Source organism: Rhizobium indicum, assembly GCF_005862305.2.
Lineage (GTDB): Bacteria > Pseudomonadota > Alphaproteobacteria > Rhizobiales > Rhizobiaceae > Rhizobium > Rhizobium indicum.
This window is the reverse complement of record NZ_CP054026.1, coordinates 176,587-198,682: the sequence shown is the minus strand read 5'-3', so window position 1 is coordinate 198,682 and position 22,096 is coordinate 176,587. Positions and strand designations below refer to the sequence as shown.

Annotated in this window: 22 protein-coding genes; 8 read left to right on the top strand and 14 right to left on the bottom strand. The window is 61.3% G+C overall.

Going from position 1 to position 22,096, the window contains the following annotated elements; genetic code table 11:
* Window positions 1-77: 77 nt before the first annotated feature.
* Together FFM53_RS35735 and FFM53_RS35730 are read left to right on the top strand one after the other, a co-directional pair.
* Window positions 78-2,471 (top strand): putative bifunctional diguanylate cyclase/phosphodiesterase, encoded by a 2,394-nt coding sequence (locus FFM53_RS35735; protein WP_138334668.1) that lies wholly within the window; start codon window positions 78-80, stop codon window positions 2,469-2,471.
* A gap of 80 nt (window positions 2,472-2,551) precedes the next feature.
* Window positions 2,552-3,136, top strand: coding sequence for a cysteine hydrolase family protein (locus FFM53_RS35730; RefSeq protein WP_138390113.1), 585 nt, complete (start codon window positions 2,552-2,554; stop codon window positions 3,134-3,136).
* Window positions 3,137-3,215: 79 nt separating this feature from the next.
* Here the strand turns inward: FFM53_RS35730 and speB are convergent, their stop codons facing one another.
* Complete coding sequence (speB, locus tag FFM53_RS35725) at window positions 3,216-4,271, bottom strand: agmatinase (RefSeq protein WP_138390112.1); 1,056 nt, start codon at window positions 4,269-4,271, stop codon at window positions 3,216-3,218.
* 96 nt (window positions 4,272-4,367) lie between these two features.
* On the opposite strand from speB, the gene FFM53_RS35720 reads away from it, so the two are divergent.
* Window positions 4,368-5,531 (top strand): aminotransferase, encoded by a 1,164-nt coding sequence (locus FFM53_RS35720; protein ID WP_138390111.1) that lies wholly within the window; start codon window positions 4,368-4,370, stop codon window positions 5,529-5,531.
* Here the strand turns inward: FFM53_RS35720 and FFM53_RS35715 are convergent.
* From FFM53_RS35715 to hutC, 4 genes are all read right to left on the bottom strand, one after another.
* Window positions 5,508-6,047: a flavin reductase family protein gene (locus FFM53_RS35715; RefSeq protein ID WP_138334664.1), complete on the bottom strand. Its 540-nt coding sequence runs from the start codon at window positions 6,045-6,047 to the stop codon at window positions 5,508-5,510. The two genes, FFM53_RS35720 and FFM53_RS35715, sit on opposite strands and share 24 nt — an antisense overlap.
* Window positions 6,044-7,399, bottom strand: a complete 1,356-nt coding sequence (locus FFM53_RS35710) for an LLM class flavin-dependent oxidoreductase (protein ID WP_138390110.1) — start codon at window positions 7,397-7,399, stop codon at window positions 6,044-6,046. The genes FFM53_RS35715 and FFM53_RS35710 overlap by 4 nt, the downstream gene beginning before the upstream one ends.
* 113 nt (window positions 7,400-7,512) lie before the next feature.
* On the bottom strand, window positions 7,513-8,451 hold the full coding sequence (locus FFM53_RS35705; protein ID WP_138390109.1) for a LysR family transcriptional regulator: 939 nt from the start codon (window positions 8,449-8,451) through the stop codon (window positions 7,513-7,515).
* A 30-nt stretch (window positions 8,452-8,481) separates the two neighbouring features.
* Window positions 8,482-9,189, bottom strand: a complete 708-nt coding sequence (gene hutC / locus FFM53_RS35700; RefSeq protein WP_138390108.1) for a histidine utilization transcriptional repressor HutC — start codon at window positions 9,187-9,189, stop codon at window positions 8,482-8,484.
* Between the two features lie 227 nt (window positions 9,190-9,416).
* On the opposite strand from hutC, the gene FFM53_RS35695 reads away from it, so the two are divergent.
* From FFM53_RS35695 to FFM53_RS35680, 4 genes are all read left to right on the top strand, one after another.
* Window positions 9,417-10,244: a transporter substrate-binding domain-containing protein gene (locus FFM53_RS35695; RefSeq protein WP_138390107.1), complete on the top strand. Its 828-nt coding sequence runs from the start codon at window positions 9,417-9,419 to the stop codon at window positions 10,242-10,244.
* 98 nt (window positions 10,245-10,342) lie between these two features.
* Window positions 10,343-10,984, top strand: coding sequence for an amino acid ABC transporter permease (locus FFM53_RS35690; RefSeq protein WP_138334659.1), 642 nt, complete (start codon window positions 10,343-10,345; stop codon window positions 10,982-10,984).
* Entirely contained in the window at window positions 10,981-11,649 is a 669-nt protein-coding gene (locus FFM53_RS35685; protein ID WP_138390106.1) for an amino acid ABC transporter permease, read from the top strand. Before FFM53_RS35690 ends, FFM53_RS35685 begins: the two co-directional genes overlap by 4 nt.
* Window positions 11,646-12,437: an amino acid ABC transporter ATP-binding protein gene (locus FFM53_RS35680; RefSeq protein ID WP_138334657.1), complete on the top strand. Its 792-nt coding sequence runs from the start codon at window positions 11,646-11,648 to the stop codon at window positions 12,435-12,437. Before FFM53_RS35685 ends, FFM53_RS35680 begins: the two co-directional genes overlap by 4 nt.
* A 51-nt stretch (window positions 12,438-12,488) precedes the next feature.
* Here the strand turns inward: FFM53_RS35680 and FFM53_RS35675 are convergent, their stop codons facing one another.
* The 9 genes from FFM53_RS35675 to FFM53_RS35635 are packed head-to-tail and all read right to left on the bottom strand — an operon-like array spanning window position 12,489 to window position 21,053.
* Window positions 12,489-12,842, bottom strand: coding sequence for a cupin domain-containing protein (locus FFM53_RS35675; protein WP_062944042.1), 354 nt, complete (start codon window positions 12,840-12,842; stop codon window positions 12,489-12,491).
* Window positions 12,835-13,503, bottom strand: a complete 669-nt coding sequence (locus tag FFM53_RS35670) for a cysteine hydrolase family protein (protein WP_138390105.1) — start codon at window positions 13,501-13,503, stop codon at window positions 12,835-12,837. Before FFM53_RS35670 ends, FFM53_RS35675 begins: the two co-directional genes overlap by 8 nt.
* Window positions 13,503-15,053 (bottom strand): ABC transporter ATP-binding protein, encoded by a 1,551-nt coding sequence (locus FFM53_RS35665; protein ID WP_138390104.1) that lies wholly within the window; start codon window positions 15,051-15,053, stop codon window positions 13,503-13,505. Before FFM53_RS35665 ends, FFM53_RS35670 begins: the two co-directional genes overlap by 1 nt.
* Before the next feature lies 1 nt (window position 15,054).
* On the bottom strand, window positions 15,055-16,110 hold the full coding sequence (atzD, locus tag FFM53_RS35660; protein WP_138390103.1) for a cyanuric acid amidohydrolase: 1,056 nt from the start codon (window positions 16,108-16,110) through the stop codon (window positions 15,055-15,057).
* The gene (biuH, locus tag FFM53_RS35655) at window positions 16,110-16,811 is read right to left on the bottom strand and encodes a biuret amidohydrolase (RefSeq protein ID WP_138390292.1); all 702 of its coding nucleotides are present in this window, start codon (window positions 16,809-16,811) and stop codon (window positions 16,110-16,112) included. Before biuH ends, atzD begins: the two co-directional genes overlap by 1 nt.
* A gap of 11 nt (window positions 16,812-16,822) precedes the next feature.
* Window positions 16,823-17,839, bottom strand: a complete 1,017-nt coding sequence (locus tag FFM53_RS35650; RefSeq protein WP_138390102.1) for a formamidase — start codon at window positions 17,837-17,839, stop codon at window positions 16,823-16,825.
* Window positions 17,840-17,851: 12 nt separating this feature from the next.
* Entirely contained in the window at window positions 17,852-18,778 is a 927-nt protein-coding gene (locus tag FFM53_RS35645; protein WP_138390101.1) for an ABC transporter permease, read from the bottom strand.
* The gene (locus tag FFM53_RS35640) at window positions 18,778-19,905 is read right to left on the bottom strand and encodes an ABC transporter permease (RefSeq protein ID WP_138390100.1); all 1,128 of its coding nucleotides are present in this window, start codon (window positions 19,903-19,905) and stop codon (window positions 18,778-18,780) included. The genes FFM53_RS35645 and FFM53_RS35640 overlap by 1 nt, the downstream gene beginning before the upstream one ends.
* A gap of 20 nt (window positions 19,906-19,925) precedes the next feature.
* Window positions 19,926-21,053, bottom strand: coding sequence for a BMP family ABC transporter substrate-binding protein (locus FFM53_RS35635; protein ID WP_138390099.1), 1,128 nt, complete (start codon window positions 21,051-21,053; stop codon window positions 19,926-19,928).
* Between the two features lie 337 nt (window positions 21,054-21,390).
* Between FFM53_RS35635 and FFM53_RS35630 the strand changes: the two genes are divergently transcribed.
* A complete protein-coding gene (locus FFM53_RS35630) occupies window positions 21,391-22,065 on the top strand; it encodes a GntR family transcriptional regulator (protein WP_138390098.1) in 675 nt (224 codons plus the stop codon).
* Window positions 22,066-22,096: the final 31 nt, after the last annotated feature.

The window sequence follows — 22,096 nt, the reverse complement described above, 5'->3', positions numbered from 1 at the left end:
TCTCGCGCCATAGTGGCTCACAGCTTTTAATTCTACGTGAACGCTTCTTTGTTAGCGTCGACGAATGCGCCCGCGTCGTGGTGTTCAGGGGTCTACGCTTGCACATCGTTCTTCCTTCCAGCTCCAACACGTTTCAGCAATCCTGGATCGCTTCGGGAAGAATTCTGTTTCTTATTGCCGTTAGCGGGCTTGGAGCGATCGGACTTGTCGTGCTTTCGGCGCTCTGGGCAGGAACCGAGAGCGACGCTGCAGCCCTTGATCGACAGCGCCAGCTTGTGAATGCCCGCCTGCGCGAACAGGTCGATCAAGTCGCGCATGTTATCGGCCAGTTCGGCAATGGTTACCTCGCACGTGTCTATCCTGCCGCCCTGCCGACCGAAGGCTCCTCCAGCCTCGATGCCGTTTTGACGGCGGCAGCCGGGAGTGCGATCAGCCAGACGGCGATGTCTGCGTTCGGCTACGATCAGGCCTTTGTCGTCGACGAAAAGGCTCAACTGCTCATGCTGGCGGACGCCCAAACGGAGAAGCGGTACCGCTGGATGAAGCCTCTCTTTTTGCCTCTCCTTAAGGATGCCCGCTTTGGCGTCAGGCGAAGCACGGCTTTGAACGAACGAACGCCATCCTCAATGGAAGCCCGCCTTGCCAACGCCGCGCGTTCCAACCGTGCTCTGGCCAATCTGATGCGGTTGGAGGGCCGGCCGACCATCGTGGGCGTCGTCGCCATTAACGAGACTGGCGGGGGACAGCAGCAGCCGATGCGGCAATTCTTGATCGTCGTGCGCTTTATCGATGGTGCGGCGCTGGACGAATTGAGCCGGGAGCAGGGCCTCAACGGCGCGCGCTTCGCGCGCACGGCCGATGCAGACGAAAACGAGGTTGCGTTCCAGATCGACGCCACGGCAAACGGCGAACCGATCGGCTTCATCGTATGGCGGCCCGATCTTCCAGGTTCAAGGGTGATCGGCCGATTGATGCCGGCGCTTTCGATTGCCGCCTTGGTGATCGCGATCCTGTTCTCGGTCTTGCTGGTGCGCCTGCGAAGCAGTCTCGGCGAGCTGAAGAGAAGCGAGCTGCATGCAAGGCAGCTTGCCTTGCATGATGTGCTGACCGATCTTCCCAACCGCGCTTTGTTCGCGATGAGGTTCGACGAGTGCCTTGCCGAGACGCAGAATTCGACAGAACGCTCGGCAGTCGCGCTTCTCGACCTCGACCGCTTCAAAGCGGTGAACGACACGTTCGGCCATGCCGCCGGCGATGAACTCATCAGGATGGCTGCGGAGCGGATCCGCTCCCAGCTTCGTCCGGGCGACACGCTTGCCCGGCTCGGAGGGGACGAATTCGCCCTGCTTCTCCGGGACATCAAAGATCATGACCATGTTTTGCCGGCAATATGCGAAGCGATCGTTGCCGAACTCGGCAAACCCTTCCCGCTTTTGAGGGGCGAGGCGGTCGCGCGCGTCGGCGGCTCGATCGGCGTGACAGTCGTGCCGAATGCCGGGCGGAATGCCGATGACATCATGCGCTACGCCGACGTCGCGCTGTACGAGGCAAAGATGGGGGGCAGGGGCCAGTGGCGTCTCTATTCACCGTCCATGGATGGCGGCCGGAATGCGCGCGACATTCTCAAGAACGAATTGCGGGAAGTTCTGGCCAAAGACACGGCCTCATCCGCCGACGGTCCGCAATCCGATCCGATTGTGAACAGGCCGGACTTCGGATCGCTCGAGGTCTATTACCAAACGGTGCATCGCGCTGAGGCAGGATACGCGGCGTCGGGCGCGGAGGCCTTGGTGCGCTGGCGTCACAGCCAGCGCGGGCTCTTGACGCCTGCCAGCTTCATCCCTGTCGCCGAGGAGGGCGGCCTCATCGACGCTCTCGGTTTCTGGGTCTTGCGCGAGGCCTGCAGAGCCGCCTGCAAATGGCCGGAAGACACATTCGTTGCGGTCAATGTGTCTCCCGCCCAGTTGAGAAGACCAAATTTCGCCGAGGAAGTCTTCGCCGTGCTTGAGGAGAGCGGCCTGCAGCCGTCCCGGCTTGAGCTCGAGCTCACCGAGTCCTCGCTCATCGAAGACAACTCGGACGTTTATACGGTGCTGAAGTCGCTACGCAGCCGGGGTGTTCAGGTTTCGCTGGATGATTTCGGAACCGGCTTTTCATGCCTCAGCCATCTGGTGCGCTTCGATATCGACCGCATCAAGATCGATCGTTCGTTCGTCTCACAGCTCGGCACCAAAGCCAACGGGGCGGCAATCATCGGTGCCATCGTCGCGCTCAGCCGCAACCTCGGTATCTCGACGACGGCTGAAGGGGTCGAAACCGAATATCAACGCGACTTTCTGGCCGCCCTCGGCTGCACCGACCTCCAAGGCTACTTCTTCTCCAAACCCGTTCCTCTTGGCGACCTTGACAGTTTCCGGAAAGTTGAGAGTGCCACTGGGTTACTCACGACCGCCCGAGGCGCCGTCGCGTGAGAGGCTTCGGATCTTCCGTAGGTTAGAGGAACTTTCGCCCCGCGTCGCGGTTGACGCCCGAAGACCGGATGGAGGATCTGATGGGCGAGGTTGGGGAGTGGCGGCACCTTTGCGTCGACATGCAGCGGATGTTTGCCGAAGACACGCCGTGGCACGTTCCCTGGATGGCACGGATCTCTCCCCAGATCGAAGAGCTGGCCGGGCGGCATCCGTCCCGAACGATCTTTACCCGCTTCCTGCCACCCGAGCGTGCGGATGACATGCCGGGGAAATGGCGGGATTATTACCGGAAATGGTGGATGATGACGGGCGAACATCTGCCGCGCGGCCTCATCGATCTCTCTTCATCGCTGGCATCGCTGGTTCCGCCGGCAAGGCATTTCGACAAACGCACCTATTCCCCTTGGATCGACGGCCGCCTTTATCCGATCCTTCAGTCGGAGCGGGTCGATACGCTTGTGATAACGGGCGGTGAAACGGATGTCTGCGTGCTTGCCACGACGCTCGGCGCGATCGATCTCGCCTATCGTGTCATCGTCCTAAGAGACGCCGTGTGCAGCGGCGCCGACGATACGCATGACGCGTCACTGGAACTTCTGCACGATCGGTTCTCCGTGCAGCTCGAACTCATGGAGACCGAGGAATTTTTGAGGGGCGTTGGCTAGAGCCTGGTGTGGCGATACAGCCTTCGCAGCAATACTGCTCATCGCCACGAATGACATGGAGATGACCGAGAGGTCGGCCTTAGCGTTTGCCGATCGAGGGACTAAACACCATGAGGCTCAGAATCTCAAAGAGCACTTGTGCCGCGGCGTGCGCCGTGTTGGTCGTTGCGTCATATTGCGGAGCCACTTCGACGACATCACCCCCCACCAGGTTTATCCCTTTCAGCCCGCGTATCAGTTCAAGGACTTCACGCGTGGTCAATCCACCGACCTCGGGCGTGCCCGTGCCGGGCGCAAAGCTCGGATCGAGGCTGTCGACGTCGAAGGAAAGGTAGGTCGGGCCGTCGCCGACGATGGATTTTGCCTTGGCAATGACGGCAGGAATCCCCATTCCGCTGATGTCCTCTGCGTGGATCACGGTCATTCCCGAGGCATAGGAGAATTCCCACAAATATTCCGCCGAACCACGGATGCCAATCTGGATCGTCCGTGTCGGATCGAGCACGCCATCCAGCACCGCATTACGGAACGGCCCGCCGTGATGAAACTTCGTCTGATCGAAAGCGCCGCTCGTATCGCAATGGGCATCAATATGAATGAGGCCGACCGGTTGCTGCCGACCGATTGCCTTCAAAATCGGGTGGCTGATGGAATGATCGCCCCCGACGGAAAGCGGGGCAACCCCGGCGTCGACGATCTGGCCGATGCGCTTTTCGATGTCATCATGGCTGAGTTCCAGCCGGTAACGGCTTTGGAACGATATGTCGCCGATATCGGCGACCCGAAGATCGAAGACCGGCGCCGTGGCGAGAACGTGATTATAGGGGCCGATCCTTTCAATGGCGCGAAGTGCCCTCGGTCCGAAACGCGAGCCTGGGCGATTGGTGACGCCGAGATCCATGGGGATTCCGGTGATCGCAACCTGGAGATTGCCGAAATCCGGATCATCGGCTGCGACCTGCATGTAGGGTGCGCTGAGGAAGGTCGGCACTCCGGCATAGGGCGCCAGTCTCGTGCCGCTCTTGGAGATGATCTTCTCCGCCACTTTGCGAAACTTCTCATCGAATATCTCGCCGCCATTGGCGTCTGCAAATTCTGCGCGCAGCTGTTCCAGCCGCGTTTTGTCCCACACCATGCGCATGTGTCTCCGCTTCAGGTCCGTCTCGTCAGACAAAGAGGTTGAGAAAACAATTGGTATCGTTGTAGCAATCGGTATCAAAGAGAAATCGATATGATCGCTGCAAAACCCAATTCCCTCGTTGCCCGCCTCTCTGCCCCGCCCATTCCCTCCGTCGTCGCCTGGAGCCGCGAATACAAAAGAGAAAAAGGGCCGCTCATCGATCTGTCGCAAGCCGTGCCCGGCTATCCCGCGCATCCGGAGATGCTTCGGCTTCTTGCCGAGGCGGCCGGACAACAGGCGATGACGGGATACGGGCCGATCGAGGGCGAACCTCTGTTGCGCAAGACCTACGCGGCTCATCTTGCCGCGCTTTACGGTGCCGCCCTTTCCGCCGGGAATATTCATATTACCGCCGGCTGCAATCAGGCGTTCATGTGTACGGCGATCGCGCTTGCGGGAGCGGGCGATACGGTGGCGCTGACCAATCCCTTCTATTTCAACTACGACACGACGCTGTCGATGCTTGGGATCGGACGCCGATTGGTCGATTGTGACCCCGCCAGCGGGTTTCTTCCCGATCTAAGTTCGGCCGAGGCGGCCCTTGCGGCCGGCGCGAAGACGCTTGCCGTCGTGACACCCAACAATCCCACCGGGGCAGTGTATCCGCCGAGCCTGCTGCATGAGCTTTTTGTACTCTGCCGGAAATATGGCGCCTGGCTGATCCTCGATGAAACCTATCGCGATTTCCTCGGCGAGGATTACGGACGGCCGCACTCACTCCTCTCCGAGCCGGGCTGGGAAGACACGCTCGTTCTTCTCTACAGCTTCTCGAAATCCTTCTGCATCCCCGGTCATCGGCTGGGTGCAATCACGGCAGGCCCCAAACTTGTCGCCGAGATCGCCAAGGTGATGGACAATATGCAGATCTGCGCACCGCGCTCGCCTCAGATCGCCGTTGCATCGGCGATCCCGGCGCTCGCCGACTGGCGGGCCGGCAACCGGCTGGAGATTGCCCGCCGGGCGGATGCTTTGAGGTTGGTCTTTTCCGGGCTGCCGGATTGGGAGATCGGCGCGATCGGCGCCTATTTCGCCTTTGTCCGCCATCCCCACGCCGATAAATCGTCTTCCGAGGTTGCCGAAAAACTCGCCAAGGAATCCGGCATCGTTTGTCTACCCGGCGCTTATTTCGGCGAGGGCCAAGAGCGATACCTCAGACTTGCCTTTGCCAATGCGGATGTCGCCTCGATTGGGCTATTGTCCGAGCGCCTTCGCTAGACCGTTTTGATCAACCTCCGCCGGAAGTTCATGATAGCCGCCGCGCCAGTAGAGCAGCGGCCCTATGCCCTGCCGGATTTCCATTGCGCAGACATGTCCGACCAAAACGGCATGGGAATTGTAGTGGAATGCGGTTTCGAGCTTGCAGTCCAGGACCGTCAGGGCATTTTCAAGGACCGCCGCGCCGGTCTTGAGACGATACCATCCTGCATTGCTGTAGCGTTCGGCGCCCTTTCGTCCGTCAAGACCGGCAAAGGATTGCGCCACCTGTTGCTGGTCGGCGGCGAGCACGTTGACGCAGAAGCAGCCGTACCGCTGCAGCGCCGGCCATGAGGAAGACGCTCGGTTGACGCTGACGATGACGGACGGCAACTCTGCCGAAAGCGAGGAGACCGACGTTGCCGTGAAGCCGGTGCGGTGTTGCCCGTCGCCGACCGTAATCACGCTGACCGCGCCCGCCAGATGCCGCATCGAAAGCTTGAAGTCCGCTTCGCTGATCAAAGCCTCGGTGCTCATCGGGCCGGCTCTTGCGTTTTGGCAAAGCGATTGACAGGCATGGAAAGACCGAGGTTTTCGCGCAGGGTCTTGCCCTCGTATTCCTGACGGAACAGGCCGCGGCGGCGAAGCTCGGGCAGGACAAGCCGCACGAAATCGTCGAGACTGGACGGCAAGGTCGGAAACATCAGGATGAAGCCGTCGGCCGCACGCGTCTCGAACCATTCCTCCATGAAGTCGGCAATCTGGGCCGGCGTGCCCGTCATGCCATTTCCGGTATGCTTCTCGGCATAGTGCCGGATGAGCTCGCCGACGGTGCGGCCGCTTCTGACGAAATCGACCAGCTCGTCGAACAGGGCGCGCGATCCCTTGGGCGCCGCCGGCAGCCGATCCATGGGGAAAGGCTTGTCGAGTGCGACGTCGCGCAGGTCCGCTTCCAGAAATTCGGAGAGCATCAGCCGGCCGACATCCGGATGCATCTTGTCGATCAGATAGTCGACCTTCGCCTTTGCCTCGGCTTCAGTTTTACCGACGTTGATCACGATGCCCGGCATGATTTTCAAATCGTCCGGATCGCGCCCATGGGCCGGCATCCGGCGCTTGACGTTTTCATAGAAGGCCCGGTTGCGGTCGATATTCGATGCGAGGCTGAAGACGATCTCCGCCGTGCGTGCCGCCATGTCCATTCCGGGCTCCGAGCCGCCCGCCTGGGCGATGACGGGGCGGCCTTGGGGCGTTCGCGCGATGTTAAGGGGGCCGCGAACCTGGAAGTGTTTGCCTTTGTGATTGAGTGTGTGGTGTTTGTCCTCGTCGTAATAGATGCCGTTTTCACGGTCGAGCAGCAGTGCGCCGTCCTCGAAGCTGTCCCAGAGGCCGAACACGACATCGACGAACTCGTTGCCGCGCTCGTAACGCAGCGCATGCGGGTCGAGCCCCTCGCGATTGAAGTTGTAGCCGGTTTCGTCGTGATCGGAGGTGACGACATTCCAGCAGACACGCCCCTTGCTCAGATGGTCGATCGAGGCGAACAGGCGCGCCACATTGTATGGTTCGTAATAACTCGTCGACACCGTCGCCACGAGACCGAGATCATTGGTGGTGACCGCCAGAGCCGAAAGCAGCGACAGCGGTTCGAAACGGTTCATCTTGGTCGGAATGCGGGCAAGCGCTTTCGGATCGCCGACGGCGGCGGCAGGAGAATCCGCCATGAACATGAAATCGAATTTGGCCGCCTCGGATCGTTTGGCGACATTGAGCAGATGGGCGAAGTCGTTGGCGCCATTGACGTCGCTTGCCGGATGCAGCCAGGAGGCAGGGTGAAAGCCGAAAGTATAGACGAAAGTCCCGAGTTTCATCTTGTCGGTTCGCGCCATCGAGCTCTCCTGCTATGTCGGCCACGCCGCCAACGGTGGAGGGCGACTGCGCAAATTATCGCCAGGCGCAAATTTTCATCAATATCGCTCAGCTAGGTTCCGTTTTAGTTTTTCTAAAGTATCGGCTTAGGCGCGGACGCCAGGGCCTGCTGACGGGAAATAGCAATGAGCCAGTCGCGGAATTCGCGCCCGTGGGGCTTCTGCAAGGCAGCACGGTCCCAGGCGAGAAAGTAGCTTTCACGCAGTGCAATGCGCAGGTCGACCGGAATGACGAGCGTTTGCGCCTCGAGCTCATCGGATATCATCGACATTTGTGCGAGCACGACGCCGCGCTTGTTAACGGCCGCGTCAATAGCACTGCTCGACAGGGTGAAGGAAAGGCCTGGCGTTGACGCGTCGAAGGAGACACCGGCCTTGGCGGCAAACTCCGCCCAGCTGGGGTAGGGGGTGAAGTGCCGTTCCCACTCGACATGGAGGAGGGGCTGTTCGAAGAGATCGCGAACCGCATGCGCGCGATCCTGCATCAGCGCCGGCGAACAGGCAGGCACCACCCAATCGCGAAACAGTTCGGTATAATGTTCGTGCTGCAGCACGTCCGACCCGTAGCTCACGCGGAAATCGATATCGTCGAAGCCGATGCGGGGCTCTCTGTCGCGTCCGATGATCCTCACCTGCACGTCGGGATGAAGCGCCTGCCAGTCGAAGATGCGCCTGCCGATCCATTTGTTGACGACGGAGGAAAGCGCACTGAGAACCAATGCTGTCTCATTGCGCGCCTTTTCCAGCAATTGCCCGGCGAGCGCGAATTGCTCAAATCCCTTCGATATCTCCTGGTGGTAGAGCCGGCCCCAGGCAGTCAGCTCGACGGTTCGTCCGCTGCGCTCGAGAAGCGAAACGCCAAGGAAGCTTTCGATTTTGTGAACCTGCTGGCTGATTGCTCCCGGCGAAACGTTGAGTTCCAGTGCCGCGGCCGTCACGCCGCCGCAGCGCCCCACCGCCTCGAAGGCCTGCAAGCCCTTCAGCGGGATCGTCTTGAAGCGCTCATCGGTCACTTGCGGAGCCTCTCGTGATTGGCGTCGAACTCAATTTGCTGCCGGATGAAACGTCCCCGCAAACTGGAACCGGTCGCCTGGATGGGTAAACTCGACATATGTCACCGTGCGGCCGTTCTGCCAGGTCTGGCGGATGAGGCTAAGGCAGGCCTCGCCCCTCTCCGTCTGCAGGATTCGGGCCGTCACGGTATCGGCCGAGACGGCACGAATGACATGTTTGGCTTTGGACCAGGGCACCTGCTCAAGCAGCCATTTGCCGGGCGGAATTGAAGCAAAGCTCTCCTCTCTCGCCCGTGGCACAGCATCGAGCATGATGATCCGTCGCTCGATTGCATTCGGTCTGCCGTCGACGATATGCAGGCATTGAAGCCTGAGGACCTCTGCGTCGGCAGGCTCCGACAGCTGCTGCGCCTCCGCCTCTCCAAGGCGCTCGATCTTGCGGGCGAGGATTTCGAAGCGGTGCTCGTGCCCGGCCAGTTCCGCTTCGGTGCTGATATCCTGGATATCCATCACCGTGCGGTCGATCTGGGGCGATGCGACGAACGAACCGGTCTTGCGCCGTCTGACGATCATGCCACGCTCGGCCAGCGCCGACAGCGCCTTGCTGACCGTCATGCGCGAGCATCGATATTCCGCTACCAGTTCGTGCTCGACGGGAATACGGTCACCCGGCCGCCAATCACCGCTGATGATCTTCGTTTCGATATCCGTGAAAATGCGCTGATAAATCGACACCAAGCCCGTACCTCATCCGGCGTCAGCGACCATGAATCCGCAACGGTCATGCCAGCGAGATCGACGCCATCCGGCACAAATTTTGCGTTCCTCGTCTTTTACATTGACACTCTAGGCCAGCCTATATCTATTTGTATAGTCAAAAGCGGAGCATAGAAATCCGCGCAGAGGAAATCGAAGTCGGGAACCAAAACTCCCCCGCCCGGGGAATAAAAACTGGAGAGATGATCATGAAGGCACATTCACTGCTGAAGGGTCTGGTCGGCGCTGCGTTCCTCATCGGAGCAGCCGTTTCCGCCCATGCCGCCGACACGCTGGCAACCGTCAAGGCAGCCGGCACCCTCAAGGTTGGCACCGAAACGGCTTTCGCACCGTTCGACTATATCGATGCCGGTGAACATACCGGCTTGAACGTCGACCTCTTTGCCGAGATCGGCAAGGAACTCGGCGTCAAGATCGAGTGGGTAGCTCTTCCCTGGGATGGTGTCTTTCCGGCGCTCGAGGCCGGCAAGTTCGATGTCGTCGCGGGTCCTGCAACGATCACCAAGAAGCGCTTGGAGCGCTATCGCTTCACGCCGCCGATCGCCGAAGCGACGATTGCGATCCTGAAGAAGGCTGGCGATGCGACGATCAGCAAGCCGGAAGATATTGCCGGCAAGAAGATCGGCGTCGGCAAGGCAACTGCCCAGCTCGACCAGCTGAAGGAATTCTCCGAGACGCTGCCGACCAAGGTCGACGTGCGCGAATATCCGGCCTTTACCGAATCCTACGCCGATCTCGCAGCCGGGCGCATTGCCGGCGTTGCCAACTCGCTGCCGAATATCGCCTTCGTCGCCAGCCAGCGAAAGGGCACGTTCGAAGTCGTCCTGCCGCCATTCGGCAAGAAGTCCTACTTCGGCTTCATCGGTCTCAAGGATGCCGATCACGCCCCGCTGATGGATGCGATCGATGCCGCGATGCTCAAGATCAAGGCAGATGGACGCATGGCTGAGCTGCAGAAGAAGTGGTTCGGTGCATCTTTTGATACGCCCGATGCTGTCAAGGACCCGGCATTCTGATTAGCTGCCGGTGAAACGAACGCGCCCCGCCAGTGGTCGGGGCGCAATCTGCCGTGGCATCAGAGTTCACGGCCGCAGCGCCCAGGCTAACACCGCCCATGTCCATCAAGCTTTTCGAACTGCTTCTGCAAGCCGCGATCTACACGGTGACGATCAGCGTGGTTTCTATCCTGATCGGCTTTGCGATCGCCGTCATTGTTTCCGCCATGCTGCTGTCGCGGCAACGGCTCCTCGCGCTGCAGGCGCGGATTTTCATCAGTTTCTTTCGCGGCGTGCCGCTGCTGGTGCAACTGCTGCTGATCTATAACCTGCTGCCGGCGATCGGCCTCAACGTGCCCAGCATCGTTGCGGCCATCATTGGTCTTTCGCTATGTACTGCAGCCTATCAGGCTGAAAATCTGCGCGGCGGTTTTTCCAGCGTTCCCGCAGGCCTTGTCGAGTCTGCCGAAATGGTCGGCATGACACCCGTTCAGATCTTCCGCCGTATCAAGGCGCCGATCGCCCTGCGCCTGACCTTTCCGGCGCTCGTCAACGAAGCGATCCTTATCCTGAAGGCGTCTTCGCTGGTCTCGGTCGTCGGGGTCATCGAGTTGACGCGCATGGCCCAGGACCTTGCCGGCAGCACCTTCCTGCCGCTCGAGATTTTCGCTTCCGCCGGCCTGATCTATCTCGTCATCAATTGGATCGTTGCCCTTGCGGGCGGCCTGATCGAACGCTCCCTGCCAGGAGTGCCGCGATGACCTTCGACATCAATGTGATCTTCAGCAACTTGCCGGAAATCCTCAGCGGTGCATGGGTCACCATCGTCATCTGGATCATCACCACCCCGGCCGCTGCCGTGCTCGGCTTCCTTATCGCCGTCGCCAGACGTTTTGGCGGCGTCATGCTGGACAAGGCGTTCGGCATTGTCATCGCGGTGCTCCGCGGCACGCCGTTCCTGATTCAGATATTCCTCGTCTACTACGGCGGGCCATTCGTCGGATTATCGCTCGATCCGATCCCGGCAGGCGTCATCGGCCTTTCCATCTACGGCGCGGCTTATTTCAGTGAGATATTCCGCTCGGGCTTTGCCGCCGTCCCAAAGGGACATATCGAGGCCGGGATATGCGTTGGCCTGACACAAGGGCAGATCATCCGACGCATATTGCTGCCGGAGATGACCATGCTGGTCTTGCCGCCTTCGGTCAACATGACGATCATCCTGATGAAGGAGACGGCCGTGCTGTCCATCATTACCGTGCCGGAGTTGACGGCGACACTGAGCGCCATCGGCTCGCAGCAATATGCTTTCGTCGAGGCGCTCTTCGTGCTCGCCCTATTCTACTGGGCCTTGGTCGAAATCACCGGTTGGCTCGGCCATCTCGCCGAAACGAAACTCACCAGATTCAGGTTTTTCAACATATGAGCGTTCCTGCGATCGCAGTCAAAAATCTCGTCAAGACCTTCGGCGGCTCCACCGTGCTGCACGGCATCGACCTCGATATCGTTCAGGGGCAGGTTTCCTGCGTCATCGGCCCGTCGGGTTCCGGCAAAAGTACGCTGCTGCGCTGCATGGCCTTTCTCGAGGAATCGACCAAGGGGACGATCACCGTCAACGGCGAGGTGCTTGGCTTTGCGGAAAACGCCAAGGGCATCCGTGAGCGAGTGCCGGCCGCAGTGAACCGGCAAATTCGATCGCAGATCGGCATGGTTTTTCAGCAGTTCAATCTCTGGCCGCATATGACGGCGCTCGGCAATGTCAGCGAAGCGCTGAAGACCGTTCACAAGATGAGCCGTAGGGATGCCGAGGAGCGGGCAATGGCCCAGCTCGTCAAGGTCGGCCTCGAGGGCAGGGCAGGGCACTATCCGTCGCAGCTCTCGGGAGGGCAGCAGCAGCGCGTTGCCATCGCCCGGGCGCTTGCTCTCAACCCGAAGATCATGCTCTTTGACGAGCCGACTTCGTCACTCGATCCTGAGCTAACCGGCGAAGTGCTGAACGTCATGCGCGATCTCGCCGCCGAGGGCATGACGATGGTCGTCGTCTCCCACGAGATCGGATTTGCCGCAACGGTCGGCCAGCAGATCGTCTTTCTCGATCACGGCAAGGTGCTGTTCACCGGCCCGCCGCAGGACGTCTTCAAACGACCGAGAAACCCCCGGCTCGAGCAATTTCTGGATACCTATATCGATCGTGGAGCCTCGATGCTGCTGTGAAGCTCATGTCCTTCCGGATCGTCGGGCCGATCTCCAAGGCGGGTGCCGGGTTCAGGCAGTTTCCTCTTCGAGTATTTTCACGGGCCGGTCCCACTGGATGAGCACGATACAGCCGGTCTCGCTCCAGACCGAGTGTTCGCTGCCCGGCGCGTTGACGATATAACTGCCGCTGATGTAATCGCCCGTCTCGTCGGATTGAACGCCATCGAGCACCAGGATGGTTTCGAGCCCCTCGTGGCGATGGCGGGGAACAGAGGCGCCGGGCTCATATTTCAACAGCGCCACGCCCGGCTGATCGCCCTCGAAAGGGCGGATCCAGTGAATGGTGACAGCATCGCGGAAAGGGCCGAATTCCAGCTCCTTCCAGCCGCCTGATGTCAGGCGTTCGCGGGTCGTTTCAGGCATGAGCGATGCTTTCCAGAATGTCGTCGACATGGGCGGTCCAGCCGACGATCGCGCCCTGGGCGCGGATCATGGCGATGGCGGCGGCTTTGAATTCGGGGAAATAACTTTCCGTCGCCTCCTCGGCGAGCAGGCATTCATAGCCGCGGTCGTTTGCTTCGCGCATCGTCGTCTGCACGCAGACTTCGGTGGTGACACCGGCAAAGACGAGCTGCTTGATGCCCTTCTGCTGCAACACGGTGCCGAGGTCGGTCGCGTAGAAGGCGCCCTTGCCGGGCTTTTCGATGACGACTTCGCCCTTCACAGGAGCAAGTTCCGGAAGAATTGCCGTGCCGGGCTCGCCCGAGATCAGGATGCGGCCCATCGGGCCTTGGTCGCCGATCCTGAGCGACGGATTGCCCCGGTCGCGTTTGGCCGGCGGCAGGTCGGAGAGATCAGGCCGGTGGCACTCCATCGTATGGATGACAGGCAGGCCGGCATTGCGGAAGCCCTGGATCAGGCGTTTGACGTCGGGCACGATCCTGGTGATGCGGCTGACGTCATTGCCGAGGCTGGCGCCGAAGCCGCCGGGCTCGGCGAAATCACGCTGCATGTCGATGACGATGAGGGCGAGCTCATCGTGCTTCACCGGAAAGGCGAAAGGCTCTGCCTTGATCTCCATCATCAGTGATGTCCCGCCATGTGGGCGCCGATCACGCCGATATCGGCCGAACGCGCCGGTGTCTCATAAACCAGCCTGCCTTCCGAAATGACCATGATGCGGTCGGACATCTCGAGCAGTTCGTCGAGGTCTTCGGAGAGCAGCAGCACGGCAGCGCCCGAATTGCGGGCCTTCATGATCCGGGCGCGGATTTCCGCCACCGCGGAGAAGTCCAGCCCAAAACAGGGATTGGAGACGATCAGCAGATCTACCTCGCCCGTCAGTTCGCGGGCGAGCACCGCCCGCTGTACGTTGCCGCCCGAAAGTGCTGCGATCGGCGAGGAGGAAGAGGCCGTCTTGACCTTGAAGTCGGAGATCAATGCCGACGCACGCTTCTTCATGCTGCCCTTGTTCAGCCAGATCGCGTCCTTGCCGTCTAGCTTCACGTCGAAGGTGCGGAACGCAAGGTTCTCGCTCACGGTCATCTTGGGCGCGCAGGCATTCTGCAACGGCTCTTCGGGGATGAAACGCACCCTGTTCTTGCGGGTCTCGTCACGGGTGGCGCCGTAAGTCTCGCCATTGACCATGACCTCGCCGCTATCGGTCGGGCGCTGGCCGGCCAGGATTTCCGTCAGCTCCTTCTGGCCGTTGCCGGATATGCCGGCGATGCCGACGATCTCGCCGGAGCGAACCGTCAGCGCGTCGATCTCGATCATCTTCAGGCCGGAGCGATCCGGAGCTTTCACCTGGGTTACAGTGAGCACGGATTTGGCCGCTTCCGCCACCGGCAGACGGCTGTCGAGCTCGGCGAGCTTGACGTCGCCGATCATCATCCCCGCCATCTCGGCGGTGGAGAGCTCGCCGACCTTACCGGTGCCGACCAGCTTGCCGCGCCGCAGGATCGAGACGGCGTCGGCGAACTTCGTCACCTCGTGGAACTTGTGGGAGATCATCAGCACCGTGAGCTCGCCGCGCTCGGTCATCCCGCGGACAATACCGAGCATCTCATCGGCTTCGGCCGGCGTCAGCACCGAGGTCGGCTCGTCGAGCACCAGGAAGGAGCGGCCGAGATAGAGCTGCTTGACGATTTCGAGCTTCTGTTTTTCGCCGGCAGCAAGCTCGCTCACCGGCCTGTCGAGCGGGATCTTGAACGGCATGCGCTCCATGAAACCCGCCAGATCCCTGCGCTCCCTGGCCCAGTTGATCACCGCGGGCACTTCGGTGCGGCTGATGACCAGGTTTTCCGCGCCGGTGAGCGAGGGAACCAGTGTGAAATGCTGGTAGACCATGCCGAGCCCATAGGCCGCGGCATCCTTGGGTGAGGCAACCGCCACCTCGCGGCCATCGACCGACAGCGAGCCTGACGTGGCGTGATAGAAGCCCATGATGCATTTGACGAGCGTCGACTTGCCGGCGCCGTTTTCGCCGAGAAGCGCGTGAAAAGACCCGGCCGGAACGGCGATCGAGACGTTGTCGAGCGCGGTGAAGCTGCCGAAACGCATGGTCATATCGAGCGTCTCGATGCCGACGGCCTTGCCGGCTTGCGGAAGGGGCGTGTCGCGGACTGTGCTCACTTCATTGCTCCTTTTCGACGATGATGGCGACGGGACCACCGCCGGGCGGACCCTGGTGTTCGGCGCCGCCGGACACATAGAGATCGGTAATGCCGAAGATGCCGGCGAGAACGCCGCCGACGAAGGCACGGGCATGGCGGGTGCCTGCAATATCCGAGTCATCGAGCATCGTGTGGCGCCTGCCGCCGATCCTGCCGGACGGGTCCGGCTCGGCCTTGGCGAGAACCGCCGCCAGCCGGCTGTTTTCCGGCAGGCGTTCGCGGGCTTTCCTAACGGAATGCGCGTCGATCGCATCCCGCATGACCGCGTGGTCGATCGACAGCGGACCGGACCATTTTGCGCTCATGCCGAGGACGATGATTTCGTGATCGGTGAGTTCGACCCCGGACGAGGTTGAGGCGCAGCGGGAAAAGAGATCGAAACGTGTGCAGATGTCGGCATCGTTGATCGATGTCGCATCTATCTCGCCGAGTGCCACGGCGACGCCGAGAGCCGAAGCGCCGCGCGAGAGGCCCATGGATTTCAGCGTGTCGTGGGTTGCGACCGTCCTGCCTGCTGCCTCGGCCTCGGCAATCCGGCGCGAGGTGAGCAGCGGACACTTGATCTGCACGAAATGGACATCGGCGGGATCATCGATGCCAGCATCCCTCATCGCGGACTTCACGCCTTCGGCAACGAGCAGGATCTGTTCCCGGCGCCCGAGATGTTCGGGGGGCAGCGCGGGGGTACGCGACACACCAATGGCCAGCGCCCGTTCGCCCGGGGTTTCTACTGTTTCACGCGCAAAAACCGTCCAATGCGGCGAGAGCGCCCCCTCGGTGCCGCCGGACATGATGATCGAGACGCCGTCGACGCCATATCTACTGAACAATGTCTCGAAGCTGCGGGTGGCATAACCGCGGGTAAAATCATTGACGCAGCCGTTGCCTTCCGTCTTGCCGAGAACGGCGACGACGTCGTTCGCCTGAAGGCCGCTGGCAAAGAGCGCCTCGACGCCGGCAACGTCATCGGGGCCGTCGGCTGGCACGCGAAAGACATGGGCACGCAATGACGGCATCAGGGTAGCGCCTCGACTAGAGCCGCGGAATTGGAGACCGAGCCGAAGACGCCGCCCTGCATCTTCACCATCTTGATGGCGGCGAGGTGATTTCCGTAGTCGGTCGCACCACAGCAGTCCTCCAGAAGCAGGCATTCGTAGCCGCGGTCGTTCGCCTCGCGCATCGTCGTCGAGACGCAGACATCGGTGGTGATCCCCGTGAGGATAATGTTCTCGATGCGCTTCTGGTTGAGGATGAGTTCGAGGTCGGTGGCGCAGAACGAACCCTTGCCGGGCTTGTCGATGATCGTCTCGCCTTCGATCGGGTAGAGTTCCGGGATGATGTCCCAGCCGGGTTCGCCACGCGTCAGGATGCGGCCGCAGGGGCCAGGATCGCCGATGCCGGCGCCGATCCGCTGCGAGCGCCAGCGTTTGTTGGCCGGCAGATCGGCGAGGTCGGGGCGATGGCCCTCGCGGGTGTGGATGATGTGGTAGCCCTTGGCCCGCATGGCGGCCAGCACACGTTTGATCGGTTCGATCGGCGCCTGCACCAGCGACAGGTCGTAGCCCATGTGGTCGACATAGCCGCCCTTGCCGCAGAAGTCGGTCTGCATGTCGATGATGATGAGGGCGGTGTTATCAGGCCGCAGAGCGCCGTTATAGGGCCACGGATACGGATCGGCGTCGATAAAATGCCCCTTGGTGTCGACCATCGCGTCCATCATTCTCTCTCCTATTCCGCGGCAGGTTTGAGGGGTTCGCCGTAACGGCGCATCGGCTTGTCAAATCCGCAGGACGTGCCGTCTTTGACCTTTACCTCGTCTTCCCATGGCAGGCGGTATTTGCCGGCGACAAGGTCGTGCATGTAGGTGTAGGGCGCATCCTGGGCGCCGCCGGCGACGGCGACATAGCCGCGATGGCCGAACTGGTAGATATTGTTCTCCACCCCCCAGCCGAGCCGGGCCTCGCGCACCAGATCGGGACGCACCTCGGCGGTGATGATCTCGTTGACGCGGCCGGAGGTGCCGTGGGCGATGATCGTGCCGTCGAAATTGCAGATCATGCCTTCACCCATGGAATCGAAGGTGCCGTCCGAGCCGCACATGCAGACATTCGCGGTAACCATCAGGTTGCAGAAGGCGTTGGCCTGATTGGTGAAGCGCCAGGCATCGCGGATCGGCGCCGTGTAGCCGGCGGTGCGGATCATGATTTCGGCGCCCTTATAGGCGCATTCGCGCGCCATCTCCGGGAACATGCCGTCATGGCAGATGATCAGCGCAAGCTTGGCGCCCCGCGGGCCCTCGATGACAGGGATGCCAAGATCGCCGGGCTCCCAGGGCTCGACGGGGATCCAGGGATGCATCTTACGATAATAGAGCTTCAGCTCGCCCTGGTCGTCGATGACGATGCCGGAATTATGGGGCATGCCGCCGGGATTGAGCTCCATGATCGAGAAGCAGCCCCAGATCCGGTTGTCGCTGCAGGCCTGCTTGAACGCAGCGACCTCCGGCCCGTCGAGCGTGCACATGATCTCCGGATTGATGTCCATGGAGAGGCCATGCAGCGCGTATTCGGGAAAGATGACGAGGTCCATGCCCGGCTGGTTGCGCCGTGCCTTGGCCACCAGATCGACGATCACCTGCGTCTGCTTTGCCAAGTCCGCTTTGGTGACGGTCACCGGCAGCTGGAGCTGAACGAGGCCGATGCCGACGCCGTGTTCGGATTTGTTGAGACCACCAAGTCCGTTCATCGGAAAGCTCCGTTATTTCGTGAGCGACAGCGCACCCGGCGCACCGGCGAGCGAGCGGGTGGGCGAAGAGGTGGCGATCAGGATGACGAGGGTGAGCACGTAAGGCGCGGCGTAAAAAAGGTAATAGCCTTGTGTGACGCCGACCGATTGCAGCGCCGGACCGAGCGCGCCGGCGCCGCCGAAAAGCAGGGCAGCGAGGAAGCAGCCGATCGGGTTCCAGCGGGCGAAGATGACGAGGGCCACGGCCATCAGGCCCTGGCCCGACGAAATGCCTTCGTTCCATGAGCCCGGATAATAGAGCGAGAGATAGGCGCCGCCGATTGCCGCCAGCGAGCCGCCGGCGGCCGTCGCCAGCAGGCGAACCCGGTCCGGGTGGATGCCCATGGCCCGGGCCGCGTCGGTGCTATCGCCGACAACGCGCAGGATCAGGCCGATCCTGGTATTCTTGAAGGCCCAGAACAGAAAGAGGGCAAGTGCCGCGCCGATGAAGAACAGCACGTTGATATTGAGCGCCGCCTGGATCTGTGGAGTGCTCGACCAGCCGCCGAGCGCGATCGAGGGCAGTTTCGGCGCCACCGGCTGAATGAAGGATTTGCCGAGGAAGAACGCCATGCCGAGACCGAACTGCATCATGGCGATGCCGATGGCGATGTCGTTGACCTTCGGGAACTTGCAGATCCAGCCGTGGATGAGGCCGAAGATCGCGCCCGCCACCATTGCGGCCAGCACGCCGAGGGTGGGCGAGCCAGTGATGACGGCCACCGCATAGGCCGTCATGGCGCCGAAGACGAGCGTGCCTTCCAAGCCGAGATTGATGCGGCCGGAGCGTTCGGTGATCGCCTCGCCAAGGCTGACGAAGATGAAGGGGGTGGAAACGCGGATGGCGCCTGCGAAGATCGCCAGCGGCACGCCCCAGATGCCGATGCCTGTCTCTTCCATCAGAGGCTCCTTTTCCAGAGGTCGGGATTGAAGATCTTGAAGCGGCCGTAGAAGGTCTCGCAGAACAGAATGACGATGAAGAGCGTGCCCTGCAGCACCAGAACCGTCGCATCCGGCAGGCCCATGCGCCGCTGGATGAGGCCGCCCGAGGCGTCGATGCCGCCGAGCAGGATCGCCACTGGAATGATCGCCAGCGGATTGTGCCTGGCGAGGAAGGCGACGAGGATGCCGGTATAACCATAGCCGGCGGCAAGCGAGGCATTGGCGCTTCCCTGCACCGCCGCCACTTCGATCATGCCCGCAAGGCCGGCAAAACTGCCGGCGAGGGCGGTAAATCCGACGATCAGCTTTCCGACCGGCAGTCCCTGGATCTGGGCGGCGCGCACGTTGCCGCCGGCGATGCGGGCGGCAAAACCGTAGCTCGTGGCCTCGATCACGATCCAGGAGACCACACAGGCGAGGATGCCGATGACCAGGCCCCAATGCACGTCCATGCCGGGAATATTGCCGAGCATGTATTCCGCCGGCAGCGGCCTGGTCGACGGCTTGTTGAGGCTTGCCGGATCGCGCAGCAGCCCTTCGACGAACTGGTTCATCAGGGCAATGGCGATATAGGAGAGCAGCAGCGACGAGATGGTTTCGTTGACGCCGCGATAGTGGCGCAGGAAACCGGCAAGGCCGATCCAGATGCCACCGACCACCATGGCGGCGATCGCCATCAGAATGAGGGTGAGGAAGACGGGCGCGGTGCCGGCGAGCGGCAGAGCCATGGCTGCGGCGGCAACGCCGCCCAGCACGACCGCTCCTTCCCCGCCGATGATGACGAGGCCGAGACGGGCGGGTAGGGCGACGCAGAGTGCCGTCAGGAGAAGGGGTGCGGCACGACTTAAGCTGTTCTGCACCGAAAACCAGCTGCCGAAGCCGCCGGTGTACATCAGTTGGAAGAGGGTGGCCGGCGACTTGCCGACCGCCAGGATGAAGAGGGAGAAGAGCGCAAGACCGATCAGGATGGCCGCGAGGCCGATGACAACAGGCTCGGCCCGCCGCGCGATCCATTCGAGGACCGCGCGCAGGGAAGCCGGTTTTTCCACGATGGCTATTGCGGGATTATCGGCCTCGATGGTCATGGCGCTTCTCCCTTCGCGGTTTAGGCCGTGGACCCGACGACGCCCTCGACCAGATAATTCATGCTTTCGAGCTCGATCGCGTCTTCGGCGTAGCTCTTGTCGGCAGCCACGACGGTGTCGCCCTTGTTGTCCTTCAACGGTCCCTTGAAGACCGAGAAGCCGCCCTTCATCATGTCGGCCTGCGTGGCTTCGAAGGCCTTTCGGCCCTCGGCGGACACACCGGGGCCGAGCGCGCTCATCTTCACGAAGCCGTCCTTCAGGCCGCCACGCACGAAGTTGCCGAGCTTTTCGCCGGCCTGCGCCTTCTTGACGAAATCGCTATAGACGTTGCCCCAGGCCCATTCGGCACCCGTGAGGTACTTTTCAGGAGCAAGCGGGCTCTGGTTGGCGTGATAGCCGCAGACGAAGGCGCCGCGGCCGGCAGCCGTCTCGACGACCACTTTGGGGCTGTCGACGTGGCAGGTGATGACGTCGGCGCCCTGGTCGACCAGCGCATTGGTGGCTTCGGCCTCCTTGACGGCGAGCGACCATTCGCCGGTGAAAATCACCTGGCAGGTGATACCAGGATCGACTGTGCGCGCGCCAAGCAGGAAGGCGTTGATATTCTGCAGAACCTGCGGGATCGGCTTGGCGGCAACGAAGCCGATCTTCTTGCTCTTCGTCGCATGGCCGGCGGCAATGCCGTTCAGATACTGGCCCTGGAAGATATAGCCGAAGTAGGAGCCCGTATTGGCCGGGTTCTTGCCTTCCTGCCAGAGGCCGCCACAGTGGCGGAACTGGATGTCGGGATGTTTGGCGGCCACGGCCAGCATGTGTGGGTCGAAGTAGCCGAAGGAGGTCGGAAAGAGCAGGGTCGCGCCATCCAGGTTGATCATGGATTCCATCGTCTTCTGGACGTCGACGGTCTCCGGCACGTTCTCTTCTTCGACCAGCGTCACACCAGGCATCGCCTTGATGACGGCCGCACCTTCGGCATGCGCCTGGTTGTAGCCGTAGTCGTCCTTGGGGCCGACATAGATGAAGCCGACGGTCAGCGCGGTTTGGGCTGCGGCGGAGGAGGCGATCAGGCCCGGCATGGCGCCGGCAAGCGCACCGGCAGCGGAAGCCTGGAGAAATTTGCGGCGGTTCATGGAAAGGAGTTTGGTCATCGGAAATGCTCCTTGCGGCGCTGGGCCGGTTGTGAACGGGTACAGAAAAGTGCATGCAATGCATGTGCCAGAAATTAATCTGTTGTTTTTTATAGTTTATCCGTTCCAGTAAGATTTGCGCATTGCAAAGTGCATACAGATTGATCGAATTCTTGCGCAAAAAGTAATCAATAGATATTTCTTGTTCATTATGACTGCGCGGTTGGCACAAAGTCGAGTTACCCGAGGTATCTCGTGCATCAGAAAGCGAAAATTTAACAATATCTTCGCCCCCCGATTTGACTTATCGAGTCTCGAACGTCATCTGTATGCAGAGTATTGAGGTCAGATTCGTATCGTGAAGCAGACTAGGCGCAGAGAAGTGATCCGTACCGGAACCACCGTCGAACAGATGGTGCGGGCGATTGCCGACATGATCGTCACGGGTGAAATCCTGCCGGGCGCGAAGTTGGACGAGGTGTCGCTCGCGGTTCGTTTCGACGTTTCGCGCACGCCGGTGCGCGAGGCTCTGCGTGAGCTGGGCGCCATGGGATTGATTGCGCGCGAGCCGAACCGCAGTGCCATCGTGACCAATGTCACCGAAGCCTATCTGCATTCGATGTTCGAGGCGATGGCGGAACTCGAAGCGATCTGCGCCAGGCTCTCGGCCGAGCGTATGACGGTCGATGAACGGCGCGCGCTGGAGTTGGAACATCGGGGATCGGTGAGGCTCGTGCATGCCGGCGCGGAAGAAGAATATTCGGCTCACAATACTGAATTTCACACCCGGCTTTATCACGGCGCGCATAATGATCATGTCTTCGAGATGGTGACCCAGACACGGGCGCGGCTCGCGCCTTTTCGGCGGGCGCAGTTCCGCCTGCCCGGGCGTCTGGCAAAATCCTATGAGGAGCACGGCCGGATCGTCACTGCGATCATGCGCGCGGACGCCGCCGCCGCGGGGCAGGCGGCATATTCCCATGTGGAAATTGTCAGCGATGCCAGCGCGGTCTTTGCAACGCCCGGGGAGTAAAAGGGGCGCGACGCCCGAAATCAGGCGCCGC